Origin of the sequence: Nocardia sp. AB354 (genome assembly GCF_049538315.1) — a bacterium.
Classification (GTDB): Bacteria; Actinomycetota; Actinomycetes; order Mycobacteriales; family Mycobacteriaceae; genus Nocardia; species Nocardia nova.
On sequence record NZ_JBMVFU010000048.1, the window covers coordinates 1 to 15,029 of the forward strand.

The 15,029-nt window shown below is 68.9% G+C and carries 14 protein-coding genes; 8 read left to right on the plus strand and 6 right to left on the minus strand.

Annotation, left to right across the window (positions count from 1 at the left end):
* Positions 1 to 119 precede the first annotated feature (119 nt).
* The 3 genes from ACPCUW_RS34730 (at position 120) to ACPCUW_RS34740 (ending at position 4,956) form a co-directional block, all read left to right on the plus strand.
* Entirely contained in the window at positions 120 to 1,004 is an 885-nt protein-coding gene (locus ACPCUW_RS34730; RefSeq protein ID WP_064906136.1) for an amidohydrolase family protein, read from the plus strand.
* A 110-nt stretch (positions 1,005 to 1,114) separates the two neighbouring features.
* Positions 1,115 to 2,215, plus strand: a complete 1,101-nt coding sequence (locus ACPCUW_RS34735) for a CaiB/BaiF CoA transferase family protein (RefSeq protein WP_063018738.1) — start codon at positions 1,115 to 1,117, stop codon at positions 2,213 to 2,215.
* Between the two features lie 128 nt (positions 2,216 to 2,343).
* On the plus strand, positions 2,344 to 4,956 hold the full coding sequence (locus tag ACPCUW_RS34740; protein ID WP_305781526.1) for a LuxR C-terminal-related transcriptional regulator: 2,613 nt from the start codon (positions 2,344 to 2,346) through the stop codon (positions 4,954 to 4,956).
* Positions 4,957 to 4,980: 24 nt separating this feature from the next.
* Here ACPCUW_RS34740 and ACPCUW_RS34745 read toward each other — a convergent pair whose 3' ends face one another.
* The gene (locus tag ACPCUW_RS34745) at positions 4,981 to 5,406 is read right to left on the minus strand and encodes a nitroreductase/quinone reductase family protein (RefSeq protein ID WP_305781529.1); all 426 of its coding nucleotides are present in this window, start codon (positions 5,404 to 5,406) and stop codon (positions 4,981 to 4,983) included.
* Between the two features lie 198 nt (positions 5,407 to 5,604).
* Between ACPCUW_RS34745 and ACPCUW_RS34750 the strand changes: the two genes are divergently transcribed.
* A complete protein-coding gene (locus ACPCUW_RS34750; RefSeq protein ID WP_063018744.1) occupies positions 5,605 to 6,012 on the plus strand; it encodes a hypothetical protein in 408 nt (135 codons plus the stop codon).
* Between the two features lie 52 nt (positions 6,013 to 6,064).
* Here the strand turns inward: ACPCUW_RS34750 and ACPCUW_RS34755 are convergent, their stop codons facing one another.
* Both ACPCUW_RS34755 and ACPCUW_RS34760 read right to left on the minus strand, forming a co-directional pair.
* Positions 6,065 to 6,745, minus strand: a complete 681-nt coding sequence (locus tag ACPCUW_RS34755) for a methylated-DNA--[protein]-cysteine S-methyltransferase (protein ID WP_305781525.1) — start codon at positions 6,743 to 6,745, stop codon at positions 6,065 to 6,067.
* A gap of 84 nt (positions 6,746 to 6,829) precedes the next feature.
* Positions 6,830 to 7,078, minus strand: a complete 249-nt coding sequence (locus ACPCUW_RS34760) for a hypothetical protein (protein WP_064927301.1) — start codon at positions 7,076 to 7,078, stop codon at positions 6,830 to 6,832.
* 62 nt (positions 7,079 to 7,140) lie between these two features.
* Between ACPCUW_RS34760 and ACPCUW_RS34765 the strand changes: the two genes are divergently transcribed.
* Complete coding sequence (locus ACPCUW_RS34765) at positions 7,141 to 8,631, plus strand: PLP-dependent aminotransferase family protein (protein WP_305781524.1); 1,491 nt, start codon at positions 7,141 to 7,143, stop codon at positions 8,629 to 8,631.
* Here ACPCUW_RS34765 and ACPCUW_RS34770 read toward each other — a convergent pair.
* Positions 8,625 to 9,920, minus strand: a complete 1,296-nt coding sequence (locus tag ACPCUW_RS34770; RefSeq protein ID WP_030516643.1) for an adenylosuccinate synthase — start codon at positions 9,918 to 9,920, stop codon at positions 8,625 to 8,627. The genes ACPCUW_RS34765 and ACPCUW_RS34770 overlap by 7 nt on opposite strands.
* A gap of 335 nt (positions 9,921 to 10,255) precedes the next feature.
* Here ACPCUW_RS34770 and ACPCUW_RS34775 point away from each other — a divergent pair, with 335 nt between their 5' ends.
* Positions 10,256 to 10,879, plus strand: a complete 624-nt coding sequence (locus tag ACPCUW_RS34775; RefSeq protein ID WP_231953370.1) for a hypothetical protein — start codon at positions 10,256 to 10,258, stop codon at positions 10,877 to 10,879.
* The gene (locus ACPCUW_RS34780; protein WP_082857436.1) at positions 10,876 to 11,649 is read left to right on the plus strand and encodes a site-2 protease family protein; all 774 of its coding nucleotides are present in this window, start codon (positions 10,876 to 10,878) and stop codon (positions 11,647 to 11,649) included. Before ACPCUW_RS34775 ends, ACPCUW_RS34780 begins: the two co-directional genes overlap by 4 nt.
* 382 nt (positions 11,650 to 12,031) lie before the next feature.
* Here ACPCUW_RS34780 and ACPCUW_RS34785 read toward each other — a convergent pair whose 3' ends face one another.
* Both ACPCUW_RS34785 and ACPCUW_RS34790 read right to left on the minus strand, forming a co-directional pair.
* Positions 12,032 to 13,126 carry an FUSC family protein gene (locus ACPCUW_RS34785; RefSeq protein ID WP_063018756.1) on the minus strand — a complete coding sequence of 365 codons (1,095 nt, stop codon included), beginning with the start codon at positions 13,124 to 13,126 and terminating at the stop codon, positions 12,032 to 12,034.
* A 71-nt stretch (positions 13,127 to 13,197) separates the two neighbouring features.
* The gene (locus tag ACPCUW_RS34790) at positions 13,198 to 13,656 is read right to left on the minus strand and encodes a DUF3151 domain-containing protein (RefSeq protein ID WP_030516647.1); all 459 of its coding nucleotides are present in this window, start codon (positions 13,654 to 13,656) and stop codon (positions 13,198 to 13,200) included.
* Between the two features lie 197 nt (positions 13,657 to 13,853).
* Between ACPCUW_RS34790 and ACPCUW_RS34795 the strand changes: the two genes are divergently transcribed.
* Positions 13,854 to 15,029: hypothetical protein (locus ACPCUW_RS34795; RefSeq protein WP_423429633.1), on the plus strand; the 1,176-nt coding region annotated here is incomplete at its 3' end.

The following is a 15,029-nucleotide window of genomic DNA, read 5'->3' on the forward strand; positions in this document are numbered from 1 at the left end:
GGGCCGCGAGCGGGTCAAGGTCGTCGAACGCGAGGACATGCTGCGCGCGAGCGAGCCGCACAAGGTCTGAACACCACGCCGGATCCGCATTCGTCACCGACCTGAGGCATGCTGATCACGTGTTCGATTCACACGTTCACATCATCGACCCGCGGTATCCGCTGGTCGAGAATCAGGGCTACCTGCCGGAGCCGTACACCATCGCCGACTATCGAAAGCGCATGGCGCACTTCGATGTCGACGGTGGTGCGGTGGTGAGTGCGTCCTTCCAGGGCACCGACTCGACGTTCATGATCGCCGCATTGGCCGAACTCGGGCCGAACTGGGTCGGCGTGATCAATCTGCCTTCGGACGTCACCGACGAGCAGATCATCGAACTGGACCGGGCCGGGGTGCGGGCCATCCGGTTCAATCTCAAGCGCGCCGCGGTCGACATCGTCACGCTGACCATGCAGGCCGTGCGCGCCTACGAACTCGCCGGCTGGCATGTCGAGCTCTACATCGACGGATCCATGCTGGGCTCGCTGGAACCGGTCATCTCCAAACTGCCGGCGCTGAGCATCGACCACATGGGCATGTCCGACGAGTGCCTGCCCTATCTGCTGAATCTGGTCGATCGCGGGGCCCGGGTGAAAGCCTCCGGATTCGGTCGGGTGTCGATGGATGTGGAATCGGCGATGCGGCGGGTGCACGCGGTCAATCCCGGTGCGCTGATGTTCGGCTCCGATCTGCCGGGCAATCGGGCCGGACGGCCGTTCCGCGATGCCGATATCGAGATCATCGGCCGGGCCGTCGGCGCGGATATGTACCGGGTGCTCGAGGACAACGCCCGCGCCTGCTACCGGCTGCCGATGAAGGTGCGCTCGGCCGAGGATCCCGTGCCGACGCTGCCGATTCCGCGCACCGAACCGCCGACGCTGCGGCTGCGCCGCTCGGAACTGCCCCAGCCGCCGAAACGGAACCAGCCCCCGGACCGGACGCGACCGCTGCGGATCATCGAATAGCCGCGCACACCGCACCCGGATGCCGTGCGTCACATCCACCGCTTATTGTCGTAGTGTCAACACCGGCGCGCGCCGCCGGTCGCAGGATCGACGACGAACCGAGGTAGGGCGTGAGCACTTCATCCACCACCACCGGACAGGGCCCACTCGCGGGCATCAAGGTTCTGGAGCTGGCCGGAATCGGCCCCGGCCCGCACGCGGCACTGCTGCTGGCCGATCTGGGCGCCGATGTGGTGCGCGTGCAGCGTCCCGGCCAGCTGCCGGGATTCATGGAACGACCGCAGTGGCGGGGACGCACCATCGTCGAGGCCAACCTCAAGGATCCCGCCGATATCGAGAAGGTGCTCGGCCTGATCGACAAGGCCGATGTGCTGCTGGAGGGTTTCCGGCCCGGCGTCACCGAGCGGATGGGACTGGGCCCGGACGTCACCCTCGAGCGCAACCCGCGCCTGATCTACGGCCGGATGACCGGGTGGGGACAGTACGGCCCGCTCGCCGACCGCGCCGGCCACGACATCAACTACATCTCGCTGACCGGTGTGCTCAACGCCATCGGCCGCAAGGGTGAGCGCCCGGTCCCGCCGCTGAACATGGTCGGCGACTTCGGCGGCGGTTCGATGTTCCTGGTGATGGGTGTGCTCTCCGCGCTGGTGGAGCGGTCGATCTCCGGTAAGGGCCAGGTGATCGACGCCGCGATGATCGACGGTGCGCTCTCCCTCTCGCACATGATCTGGGGTATGCGCGGCATGGGCCTGTGGTCGGACGAGCGGGGCACCAACCTGCTCGACACCGGTATGGCCTTCTACGACACCTACGAGACCTCCGACGGCAAGTACATGGCCGTCGGCTGCATCGAACCGCAGTTCTACGCCGAATTCCTGAAGGGTCTCGAGATCGACCCCGAGGGCCTGCCGATGCAACTCGACCCCAACGGCCAGGATCAGCTGCGCAAGCTGTTCACCGAGAAGTTCAAGACCAAGACCCGCGACGAATGGGCCGCGATCTTCGACGGCACCGACGCCTGCTGCACCCCGGTCCTCACCTTCACCGAGGCCACCGAGAACGGCCATATCACCGCCCGCGAATCCCTGGTCGAGATCGACGGCGTGGTCCAGCACGCCCCGGCCCCGCGCTTCTCCCGCACCCAAGGCGGCACCCCCACCCCGCCTCCCTCGGCCGCCACGGCCATCGACGAGATCTGGGCGAACTGACGCGGCGCCCGGTGGCGAGCGCCGCCACCGGGGCGTTCCCGGCACGCCGGCATTTGCGCTGGATAGGGCTGCGGCCGTTCGCGGTTCGTTCATTCCGCGCAAATTCGCCAAGGCACTACAGTAATTTCATGGCTCGGAACTGGCCGATGATCGAGCGCGGTGGCGAATTGGAGTCGATTCGCGCGGCGTTGACCGGCACCGAATTCGTCGGCGCGATCCTGACCGGCGACGCGGGGGTAGGGAAGACGACCCTGGCGCGGCAGGCGACGGCCGCGGTGGGCGGGAGTGTGCGCTGGGTGGCGGGCACCGAGTCCGCACGCAGTATTCCGCTCGGCGTGTTCGCGCATATGGTCGGCGTGTACACCGCACACGACCCGGTCACGTTCATGGCCGCCGCGCGGGAGGCGCTGCTGTCCGACGGCGACACCATCATCGGCGTCGACGATGCCCACCTGCTCGATCAGCTCTCGGCAACACTGCTGCTGCAGTTGGCCATCGACAAGGCCGCGCGGATCGTCTGCACGGTACGCAGCGGGGTGCAGGTGCCGGACGCGGTGACCTCGCTGTGGAAGGACGGGCATCTGCTGCGGATCGACCTCACGCCGTTCTCCGAACCGCAGAGCGTCGAACTGGTCGAATCCATGCTCGGCGGGCAGCTGGAGGGGTTCACCGCCAATCTGATGTGGGAATCCTCGGGCGGCAATGCCCTGTTCCTGCGTCATCTCGTGGAGGGCGCGCTGGAGGCGGGCACGCTGCGACAGGTCAACGGGGTGTGGCAGCTGCGCGGGCGGGCGGCGGTGACCTCGGAACTGGCGGCACTGCTGGAGGATCGCGTCGAGCAGCTGCCGGAGTCGGTGCTGCGCGTCCTGGAACTGCTCACCTTCTGCGAGCCCATCGATCTCGACGTACTGGCCGAACTGGCCGGCGAGGATGCGGTCGAACAGGCCGAAACCCGTGGTGTGATCCGGATTGTCGAGAACGGTCACCAGTTGCTGGTGCGCTACAACCATCCGCTGTTCGGCGAGGTGATCCGGCGGCGGCTCGGTATCGCCTCGGCTCGCCGGCTCCGGGGCCGGTTGTATTCGTCGCTGCGGGAGCGGCCGATCAAATCCGCCTCTGATCGCATCCGGCTGGCCGAATTGGCTTTGGACAGTGACAAATCCGCGGATCTGGAGTTGTTCGAGGCGGCCGCGGCCGATGCCATCGGGCTGGCGAACATCCCCCTCGGTGAACGGTTCGCGCGCGCGGCGGTGGAGCGCCGAGGCGGTGTCGAGTCCGCGGATCTGCTGGCGCGCGCGCTGCTGTGGCAGGGACATCGCATCGAGGCCGAACGCACCCTGGCCAGTTTCGATCCGGATCAGTTGAACGAGGTGCAGCTGGCCCGCTGGGGCAGCACCCGCGTCTCGAATCTGTTGTGGGCCATGGGCGATGCCGACCGGGCCGACGAGGTGCTGTCCCTGGTGCGCAGCCGGGTCCGGCATCCGAAGATCGTCCTGACGTTGCGGGGCTTGGCTTCCGCGTGCGAGGTGAACGAAAACCGCTTGGAGGAGGCCTTCACCGACGCCGAGGCGGTGATGTCCACACCGGACGCGCCGGCCTGGGCGGTGTGGTGGGCATCGTTCGGCGGCGGTCTGGCGCTCGCGCTGATGGGCCGCAGTGCGGCCGCGCGCGAATACACCCTGCGCGGCCATCAGGTCGAGGAGCAGGTCGACGGGCCGACGCGCTTCATGTCCGCGCACGCGGAGGTGCTGGCGCTCACCTTCACCGGTGAACTGGAGGCCGCACGTCGCTGTGCCTCCGGCTATTTCGGATATTCGGCGCCGGGACAGTATCTGGCCTGGGGGCTCTCGAAGATCCTGCAGGGCACCGTCGACGTGGCACAGGGGCACTTCCCGGAGGGCGTCGAGAATCTCGAACAGGCGCTCGCGGCGCTGACCGCCGAGGGCGCCGCCGCGTGGATGTTCCCGGCGAGAATTCGTCTCGCCGAAGCTTATTCGGCCTTGGGCCGGGCCGCGGAGGCCGCCGAGACGATCGCCGAGGCGCGGCTGCGCGGTGGCCGGCACAGTGCGGTCTACGAACCGCAGCTCGAAATCGCGCGCGCGTGGCAGGCCGCGGCCGAAGGCACCGTCGCCCCGGCCGTGCGGCTGGCCATCGGCGCCGCCGACGCCGCGGCCCGGTCCCACCAGCACGCGATCGAGGCCATGGCCCTGCACACCGCGGCCCGCTTCGGCGACCGCACCGTGGCCGGGCGGCTCGCCGATATCGCGGCGCGGATCGACGGCGCGCTGGTGCAGGTGCAGGCTCGCCACGCGGTGGCCGTGGCCTCCCAGGACGGCCCCGGATTGGACAATGCCGCAGCGGAATTCGAGCGAATGGGCGCCCTGCTCTCGGCCGCCGACGCCGCCGCGCAGGCCGCCTCGGCGCACGAGCGGCACGGCGATCGGCGCCGATTGCTCGAATCCGCCGCGACCGCCAATCGCCTGGCCGCGGCCTGCGGCGGCGCGAGCACACCGGCGCTTCGGCAATCGGCACAACCACTTCCGCTCACCGCGCGGGAACGCGAAATCGCCAATCTGGTCGCGGCCGGACTCAGCAATCGGCAGATCGCGGATCGGCTGACGGTGTCGGTGCGGACCGTCGAGGGACATCTCTATCGGGCCTGTATGAAGCTCGACGTCACCGATCGCGAGGCGCTCGCCGATCTGATGCGCGGCGAGCCACCGCGAGGCAAACAGCGCTGAACCTTTCGCCGCGGCCGGGCCGAGTCACTCCAGGTCGATGCGAATCGTCAGCAGGTTCGAGCCGACGGCGCGCACGACCGAACTGTTGACGCGGTTGAGCTTGCGCAGCCGTGCCCGCGCATCGTCCTCGTCGAGCAGGACCGCCGTGCCGTCGTGCCAGACACCGCGAATCTGCAAGCGCACCTTGGGATTCGCGACGATATTGCGCACGTACTGCGAATCGCGCCCGAATTCGGAGACGAACCAGTAGGAGGAGCCGACCAGCCTCCCCCCGATCGGCGTCCGCCGCGGCTGACCACTGCGCCGTCCGGTCGTCTCCAGTACGGCGAGTCCGCCGAGGTATCGCGCGACCCGGCTGCCCACGGGAATCGCGATGTACCGCTGCACCGGCACCGCGAGCCGGCGGCGGATATCGCGGGCCGGAGGTGACGCTTTCCGTTCGTGTCCCATGCTGTCTCGCCCGCCACTCCCCTTCGTCATGACATCTACGGTAGGCCTCCGCTCCCGGGCATACATCGTTCGACGGGATATGCCGCGTGTCCGACCACGGCAGGAGGCCGTCGCTGTGCGGAATTCGACACTGCGTCGCCGCTAGCGGTCGATTACGATGCTGGCGGCGGCCGTGGTCGCCACACAGGCAGGCTGCTGATGAGGGTGGTGCTCGGCGTGATCCGTCGAAATCGGTATCTGATGACGGGTATTCGGGTCGCGATGGCGGCGGTGCCGCTCGCGGTGGTCCTCGGTTTCGCCGGTACGGCCGCGGCGACCGGTCCGGTTCAGCCCGGTGTCACCACCCCGGATGCCCCGGCTCCTTCCGACGAGCCCGCCGAATTGCGTTCCGCCTCACCGCAACACGTACCGGCTCCGCAGTCCGCGCCCCGGGCGGCGCCGAAGCCGGAACCGAAGCCGACCGAACCGCCCGCTCCGCGCGAAGTGCGCGTGGGCGGCTTCAGCGCGCCGGTGCCGGATGCCGTACCGGATGCGGTGGTCGACGGCGTCAACCGCGCCAACGACGGCATCCAAGGCGCGATCAACCCGAACCCCGAACACAAATAGCAGCCATCGGCGCCGGCGACTCGGTGCGGTCGCCCAGCCGGCCCACCGGCGCTCAGAACAGGGTCGGTTCCCCGAATCCCGAGGTGCGTTCGATTTCGAGCAGGCGGGCCTTGGTCGCGATGCCGCCGGGCGCGGAGAAGCCGTGCAGTCCGTGATCGGCCGCCAGCACGCGGTGGCAGGGCACGATCAAGGGAATGGGATTGCGGCCCAAGGCTTGTCCGACGGCTTGGGCCGCGCCGGGCGCTCCGGCGCGGGCGGCGACCTCGCCGTAGGTGAGAGTGTGTCCCGGGGCGATGGTGCGCGTGATGTCGTAGACCGCGCGATGGAATTCCGGTTGCGCGCGATAGTCCACCGCAATCCACCGCAGATCGTCGAGTTCGCCGGTCAGGTGCGCGCGAATGGCCCGGATCGCCTCGGCCATCACACCGGACGGTTCGACGGTGCGAACCCTCGCGGCCGCGATCGCGTCCACTCCGCGGCGCAGCATGCCGGACATGAGGGCGGAAGCGTCCGGGGAATCGGCGAGCGGCGCGGATTCGTCACGTTCCGGGGATCCGACGAGCCCGGGGGATTCGGCGAGCTCCGGAGATTCGACCCGTTCCGGGGCGCGCACGCCGGCGACTTCCGGCAGTTGGAACCGCACGACGCCGTCGTCGGTCCATCCCATGGCGCATCGGCCGATGGCGGTATCGAATTCGGTTACCGCGACCGAGGACAACTTGCCCGCAGACATACCCCACAGTGTGCACCGAGGGTCCGACATTCCCGGCTGTTGCAGTCCAGTACCACGCGACTGGACTGATGCCGTCCCCGAAGGTCAGGGCGACGCAGGCGGTCGAGTCGCCGACCGGTCCCGTGCCACACCGATCCCGCGGCCGCGCCCGACCGCGAGATCCCGGACCCGACCACGGCGATCCGCCTCTCCCAGCGACCAATCCGCCATCGGCGCATGCGGACGATACCGCTCGAAGAGTGCGACCACCCGGCGGCCGGATCCGGTGGCGTAGCGATAGACGGCCACGAGAACCACCACGACGACCAGCAGGGCGGCAAGACCGGAGAACATGAGGTCCACCCTGCCCGCATCTGGACTTGAATCAAATAGCCACTACCCGGATACTGGCCTCTATGGCGATACGCGTGATCAGTGCGGCCACCCTCACCCGCGACCTGGGCCGCTGGCGACACGACGAATCCGGCACCGCCCGCCGGGGTGCGCGCCCGGCCTATCTGGCACTCGCGGAGAGTATCCGCCTGCTGATCCACGACGGTCGCGCCCCGCTGGGTATCGCGCTGCCCAGCGAACGCGATCTGGCGACCGCGCTGGGCGTCAGCCGCACCACCGTCACCTCCGCCTACGCGCTGCTGCGGGAGCACGGCTATCTGATCAGCCGGCAGGGCTCGCGCAGCACGGTCGCCCTGCCCTCCGACGTCGCACACGACGGCACCAAACCGGCCCGCAGCATCCTGGCGGTGATGTCACCGACGGCCCAGCCCACCATCGACCTCACCTACGCCGCGATGTCGGCGCCGCCGCAGATGAACGACGCGTATTCGGCTGCGCTGCAGGGTCTTCCGATCTATCTCGGCACCCACGGCATGGACCCGGTGGGCGTGCTGCCGCTGCGGGAGATGCTCGCGCGCCGCTACACCGAGCGCGGCCTGCCCACCGAGCCGGATCAGATTCTGGTGACTCTCGGTGCGCAGCACGGACTTCGGCTGCTCCTCAATGTGCTCACCGCACCCGCCGAACGCGTCCTGATCGACCACCCGACCTATCCCAACGCGATCGAGGCGATCCGCGACGTCGGCGCCCGGCCGGTCCCGGTGCCGCTGCGCCCCGAACAACCGGATGCCGCCTGGGATCTCGACGGAATCCGCAGTGCCGCACGGCAAACCGCCGCGAGCACCGCCTACCTGGTGCCGGACTTCAACAATCCGACCGGCCTGCTGATGAGCGCCGACGCCCGGGCGGAACTGGCCGCGATCGCCCGCGAGACCCGCATGACGGTGATCGTCGACGAGTCCATGGTCGATCAGCAGCTCGACGGCGAAACCCCTCCTCCGGCGGCGGCTTTCGCACGCGGTTCGGAGATCGTGACGATCGGGTCGGCATCCAAGTCGTTCTGGGGCGGCCTGCGCGTGGGCTGGATTCGCGCTAACCAGTCGCTCATCGCGAAACTTCTCGGCACCCGCTCCACGGTGGACCTCGGCACGCCCGTGATGGACCAGCTGGCAACCGGCTATCTGCTCGATCATGCCGACGTCATCCTCGAACAACGCCGCGAACAACTACGCAGCCGGCGTGCGGCTCTCTTGGACGCCCTGTCCGAGGAATTGCCCGACTGGCAGGTGAGTCCCGGTTGCGGCGGCATGTCGATCTGGGTGCAACTTCCGGCTCCCGTCTCGACCGCTCTCGCCGCCACCGCGCCGAATCACGGCGTACTGCTGGCCGCCGGACCCCGTTTCGGGGTCCAAGGCGCCTTCGAACGGTTCCTGCGAATCCCGTTCACCCACACCGAATCCGATCTGCGGGTGGCGGTGAAGTCGATCGCGGCGACCTACGCTTCGCTGACCCCGCACGCCACCGAACCCTTGGCGCCCCTCACCTGCTACTGATGGTTCAGGACGTCGTGACGCACGATCGTCTCGTCACGGCCGGGTCCGACGCCGATGCAGGACACGCGGGCGCCGGAAAGCTCCTCCAGCCGTTCGACGTACGCCCGCGCGTTGGCCGGCAGGTCGTCGAAGCTGCGCGCTCCGGAGATGTCCTCCCACCAGCCCGGCATCTCCTCGTAGATGGGCTTGGCGTGGTGAAATTCGGTCTGGGTGGTCGGCATCTGCTCTACCCGCTCGCCGTCGATCTCGTAGGCCACGCAGATCGGCACGCGGTCCAGGCTGGACAGCACATCCAGCTTGGTGAGGAAGTAGTCGGTGATGCCGTTGACCCGGGTCGCGTAGCGGGCGATCACCGCGTCGAACCAGCCGGTGCGGCGGGCACGGCCGGTGGTCACGCCGACCTCACCGCCGGTCTTGGCGAGATACTCACCGGACTGGTCGAACAGTTCGGTCGGGAACGGGCCGGAGCCGACGCGCGTGGTGTAGGCCTTGAGGATGCCGAGCACCGTGGTGATCTTGTTGGGTCCCACGCCCGCGCCCACCGCTGCACCGCCGGAGGTCGGATTCGACGACGTCACATAGGGATAGGTGCCGTGGTCGACGTCGAGCAGGGTCCCCTGCGAACCCTCCAGCAGGACGGTCTCGCCGTTCTCCAGCGCCTGATTGAGCAGCAGCCGGGTATCGCTGATGCGGTGCTTGAAACCTTCGGCCTGATTCAGCACCTCGTCGACCACCTGCTGCGGGTCGAGTGCGCGCCGGTTGTAGATCTTCACCAGCACCTGGTTCTTGAATTCCAGTGCGGCTTCGACCTTCTGGGTGAGGATCTTCTCGTCCAGCACATCGGCGACACGCACGCCCACGCGGGCCACCTTGTCCTGATAGCAGGGGCCGATGCCGCGTCCGGTGGTGCCGATCTTCTTGTTGCCGAGGAAACGTTCGGTGACCTTATCGATGGCCACGTGGTACGGCATGATCAGGTGCGCGTCCGCCGACAGCAGCAGCCGGGAGGTGTCCACGGAGCGCTGTTCCAGTCCGGCGAGTTCGTCGAGCAGCACACCCGGGTCGATGACGACACCGTTGCCGATGACATTGGTGACACCCGGCGTCAGGATGCCGGACGGGATGAGGTGTAGCGCGAAGTTGTCGCCGTTCGGCAGGACCACGGTGTGACCTGCGTTGTTGCCACCCTGGTAGCGGACCACCCACTGGACGCGGCCACCGAGCAGATCGGTAGCTTTGCCCTTACCCTCGTCGCCCCACTGGGCGCCGATCAGCACGATTGCCGGCATGGGAGTCTCCTACGGTTTCGACACGCAGCATCGGCGACGCTGCAGCTACCTGCCGTTGCAGAGCCCGATGACGGCGCTCCCGAGGCCCGTCGCTCGCGCCAAGTGGCGGTGGCCGGAGGGACAGTCTAGTGGACACAATTCGTGCCGTAACCAGCCACCTCCTTCCCCGCGTGGCGCAGCGGAGAGCGCGCCGACCGCCCGAGCCGATTACAGTGGCCTGCGGAGGCGTCCCGGCAGGGGTGCGCCCGGTAGGCAGCGAGGGCGATGGCGTTGGCAGGTCCGAGGAGGGTGTTCGGCAGTTGAGTACTCATGTTCTCCGCTGCAACGGCGCTCCCGTGCCCATCGCGCTCGCGTCGCTGCCCACCACCCAGACCACGGCGATTCCCGACACCGCAGAACTGGACGAACTGCTTCCGGTCCTGGCTGCCGACAACCAGCCGCGGCTCATCGTGCTCGGTGAGGATGCCGGTCTGGCCGCGGTGCTCACCCATCTGCTGCGCACCGAACGGCTGACCGTCGAAATCGGCTATGTGCCGGTGGATCGCACCTACGGTTCCCGGGCATATCAGACCGGCACGGGCTCGCACGCCGCCAAACGCGCGCTGGAGGGCCGCGCCGAGCCCACCCCTCTGATCCGCGACGAGACCGGCACCGTCCTGGTCGGCCGGGCCACGATCACCGGCCGCGACGGCGGCAAACTCGAGGGGGAGGCGTACGTCGACGAGGTCCGGTTGTTCACCGGAAAGGTTGCGGCGCTGCATGTTTCACCCACCCTCGAGATGCCGGGCGTGCGCGCCACGGTGCAGCGCGGCTGGGGTAAGAAGCGCTGGGTGGCCGGGCGCGCCGTACAGCTGGGATCACCGGGGGCGGCGGTGACGCGCGACGGCATCGCCGCCGATCGCACGGTGCCGCGGTCGAGTTTCTACCGTCATCACGAGCCCTGGCTGCTGGTGCGATGACATACTCCTTTCCGGCTCGGAGAGTGGTGCACCCGAGTCCGATCTTCTTGCTGATCGTGGTGATCACCGCGCTGGGCGGGGCGCTGGCCTGGGATGCCGATCCGCTGTCCACCCGGGCCAAGGCCGGAGTGTTCGTCTTCGTGGTGGCGGGCTGGATTCTCAGCGTGTGCCTGCACGAATTCGGCCACGCCTACACGGCGTATCGGGCCGGGGATCGCGAAGTGCAGATGCGCGGGTACCTGACGCTGAATCCGGTGAAATACAGCCATCCCCTGCTGTCGATCGCGCTGCCGATCTTCTTCATCGCGCTGGGCGGATTCGCACTGCCCGGTGGCGCGGTCTATCTGAATACGCAGAACTTTTCGACGCGCACCCAGCGTGCGATCAGCGCGGCCGGTCCGGCGGTCAACGCGTTGTGCGCGGTGGTGCTGCTGGTGATCGTCCGATTCGCCGGCTCCACCCATGACCACGCGGCGTTCTGGTTCGGCCTCAGTTTCCTGGCGTTTCTGCAGATCACCGCGACGATTCTGAATCTGCTGCCGATTCCGGGAACCGACGGCTACGCGATCGTGGAGCCGTCGCTCAGTTATCAGACACGGCGGTCGCTGGATCAGGTGAAGCCGTTCGGGCTGCTGCTGTTGCTCGCGATTCTGTGGGTGCCGGAGCTCAATCGCGTGTTCTTCGATGCCGTCTACTGGGTGTTCGAACTGTCCGGCGTGCCGTCGGACTGGGCGGCCATCGGCAGTTATCTGACCCGCTTCTGGACCTGACACGCGTTTCGGCGGGCGCGCCCGATTCCCGTTCGATTCGCCGGCGAACAGGAACCGGGCGGCCCTCTTCGCGACGGAGCTCCCGCCCCCTACGCGGTCGGCCGCACACCAATCGGCCGCACGTCGCATCCGTCGCGAAGTTTTCCGACCGCGCCACCCCTCGTCGACGCGGTCGAGACAAACGTACGATCCGCGCCGACCCGCGACACGAGTAGTCGACTACCCGATTCGGCCGCGTCGGCCGTGCGCAGCCGGACCCGGCGACCTCGCGGACCGCTCGGCGACTACTGGTACCGGAGCGCTCGCTCGGGAAATCTCCGGCCCGGCGAGGCTACCGAACACGCCCTGCCGCAAGGGTTCCCACGGGTGGCGTCACGTCCGGTCAATCCTCGGGCGCCACATAGGGGTTCCGCACGGTGGGCGGCAGCAACGCGATCGCCGACAGGCGTTTGATCCCGCAGACCTGCATCAGATCGACCACGATGGAACGCAATTGGGCGAAGACCACGTGCGAGGACAGGCCGGCGCCCGCGACCAGATCCTTGGTCGCGCCCTTCGCCACCCGCCGCAGGACGCGTGTCGCCTCGGCGGCATCGGGCTGTTCACCGGGTTCGGCAACCATGTAGCGGCGCACCACTTCCACCGCCTGCCCCAGTTCTTCGACCTCGGCGATCATTCGGGGATCGAGGATTTCGTCGTCGCGCACCAGAGTCAGCGCGCGGCGCAACAGCACTCGGGTATTGCGCACGGCATTGTCGAGCGGGTCGACCGCCGCGCGAATCGCCTCCAGCCGGGGCCGGGAATTCCAGTACAGCGGCGAGATCCGGCTGACCTCGCGGCCGCCTTCGACGGCGTTGCGCAAACCGTCGATCTGCGGTTGCGTGCCGCGCACGGAATGCAATGCGGCGCGGACCTTCTCCGCGTTCTGCTCATGGAGGCCGTCGGCGCATGCGGTCAGCGCCGCGCCCAGGACGGTGAGGATATCGGCGGCCTGCTGCCGGGCCCGGCGCACGGGATGCAGCGGAATCGCGGCCACCACCACGACGCCGACCAACCCGCCGACCAGCGCGTCGACCATGCGATTGAAACCTCCGCCGGTATGCGGCGGCATCAACGTGGCGACCAGCACCGCCGAACTGGCGGCCTGCATCGGGATGACCGCACCTCGATCGAGGAATACCGCGGTCGCCATCGCCACCCCGACGACGAGCGCGATCTGCCACGCCCCGGTTCCGACCTGCCCGATGAAGAAATCGCCGATCCCGATCCCGACGGCCACACCGCCGACGAGTTCCACCGATCGCCGCAGCCGCGCACCGAACGACACTCCGATCGAGATGACCGCGGCCATCGGCGCGAAGAACGGTTGGGGATGCCCCACCAACCGGTGGGCGACGAACCAGGACAGTGCCGCGCCCACCGCACACTGGAAGATCGGAAGCGCGGACCGGCGCAGACGCACCCAGCCACTGCGCATGCGCTGTTTACCGCTGTCGCGAACCGCATCGACGGTGATGGCGGTCGCGAACCGTTCCGTGCCGGCCAGTCTCAGTCCAATCCGAGTTCGGCGGCGGCGCGGGGATCGCAATCCTCGAGCAGATCCAGGCAGCGGGCGTATTCGTCGCTCTCGCCGATGGCCTGGGCGGCGCGGGCGAGGGCGCCGACCGCACGGAGGAAGCCCTGGTTGGGTTCGTGGCTCCACGGCACCGGGCCGAAGCCCTTCCACCCGTTGCGGCGCAACAGGTCCAGCCCGCGGTGGTAGCCCGTGCGGGCGAAGGCGTAGGCCGCCACCACATCGAGGCTCACCTCGGCCTGGCCCTCGGGTGCGCCCACGACGCCGGCGCGGTCCAGCGCGTCCTCGGCCAGCTGCGCCCAGGCCACGGAGGCCGTCGGATGGGCGGCGGCGACCTGGACCGGGTCCTGGTTGTCCAGCAGGGCCTGTTCGGCTTCCGTGTTTTCGGGAAGCAATACCGGCTGCGGTCCGAGCAGATCACCGAAGGAGGTCATGGGCTTCATTGTGCACCGCCACCGCGGCGGCTCGCCGGGCAGCGGGTGCGCGGGTCCCGATGCCGAGTCCCCCTCCTGATGGCGAGGCCTTATATGGTTGCGCGTCTGCCGCCTCCTACGCGCCCCCACCCCATTAGGCTGGCCGTCTGAGACCGACAGTCGACGACCGACAGCTGATACTGAGCAAGGGGTAGCGCGTGTCCGACCCGAACGACGACCAGAAGCCGCACCAGGGCGCCTCCGGCGACCGCCCGCGTCAGGCTGCATCCGGTGCGGGTCCGGACGGACCGGCGAAGCCCGGCGCCCAGGGCGGGACCACCGCCGGTCGCGAACCGGACACCGGCGCCCCGGACCGCACCCAGCGCATCTCCCGGGATCAACTTCCCGGCGCCGCCCCCACCGCTCCCATGCCGTCACCGTCGGCGCAAACCCAGGTCATTCGCACACCGGGGGCAAAAGGCGCTGCGGGACAGGCGAGTTCCGCCGCGGGTGACAAGTCCGGCCCGAACGCCTCCGGTACGAAGTCCGGCGGTCCCGGCGCTCCCGGCTCAGGCAAGTCGCCCGCCGCTGCGCCCGGCTCGACACCGAGCGGCGGTGGCGCGGCGGCCGGCGCCGTCAAGGCGGGCACCGCGCCGAGCGATGGGGCGGGTGAAGCGGAGACGGTCGCCATCCCCAGGCGCGATGAATCCGGCAAGAAGCCCGAGGAGACCGGCAAGGCTCCCACCTCCGAGAACTCCGGCAAGTCCGACGCCACGGCCGGCACTGCCGGAGCGGCCGCCGCGAACGGCCCGGCGAAAACGAATGGCCCGGCCGCCGCACCCGACGCCGAGCGCACCGCGAAGGGCGCCGAGGGTGCGAAAACCGCGAAGGCTGCCGACGCCGGGAGTGCCGCAACCGGCCAGGGCGCCGCCGGGTCCGCACGCACCGCCGCGCCGGGCCCGAACGCGCCGAGCGCCGCCGCGAACGAGAGCGCGTCCGGCGAGAGCGACGACGATTCGAAAACCGTTGCTTTGCCCAAGGTTTCGTCCGGCAAGGGCGGCGGGAAGACCGCGAAGTCCGGCCCGGCGCAGCAGTCCGGCGCGAACGGCGGTGGAGGCACTACGGCGCCGGACACGAAAAACGAAGCCCCACAAGACGTTCCCGCGATATCGAATCCGTCCGACGACGCCACCACGATCCTGCCCATTCAGAAACCCGATCCGGCGGCCACCGAGAAGCTTCGCGCCACGCCGCCGGGAGCCGGGCAGAGCGGCTCGAAGCGTCCTGGGGCTCAGGGCGGACCGGGCGGTGAGCAGGGCCAGGGCGCGCCCGGCGCTCCGGGATCGCGGGGCCCGGGCGGACCGGCGGCCGGAGGACCGAAGGGCCGCGTCGGC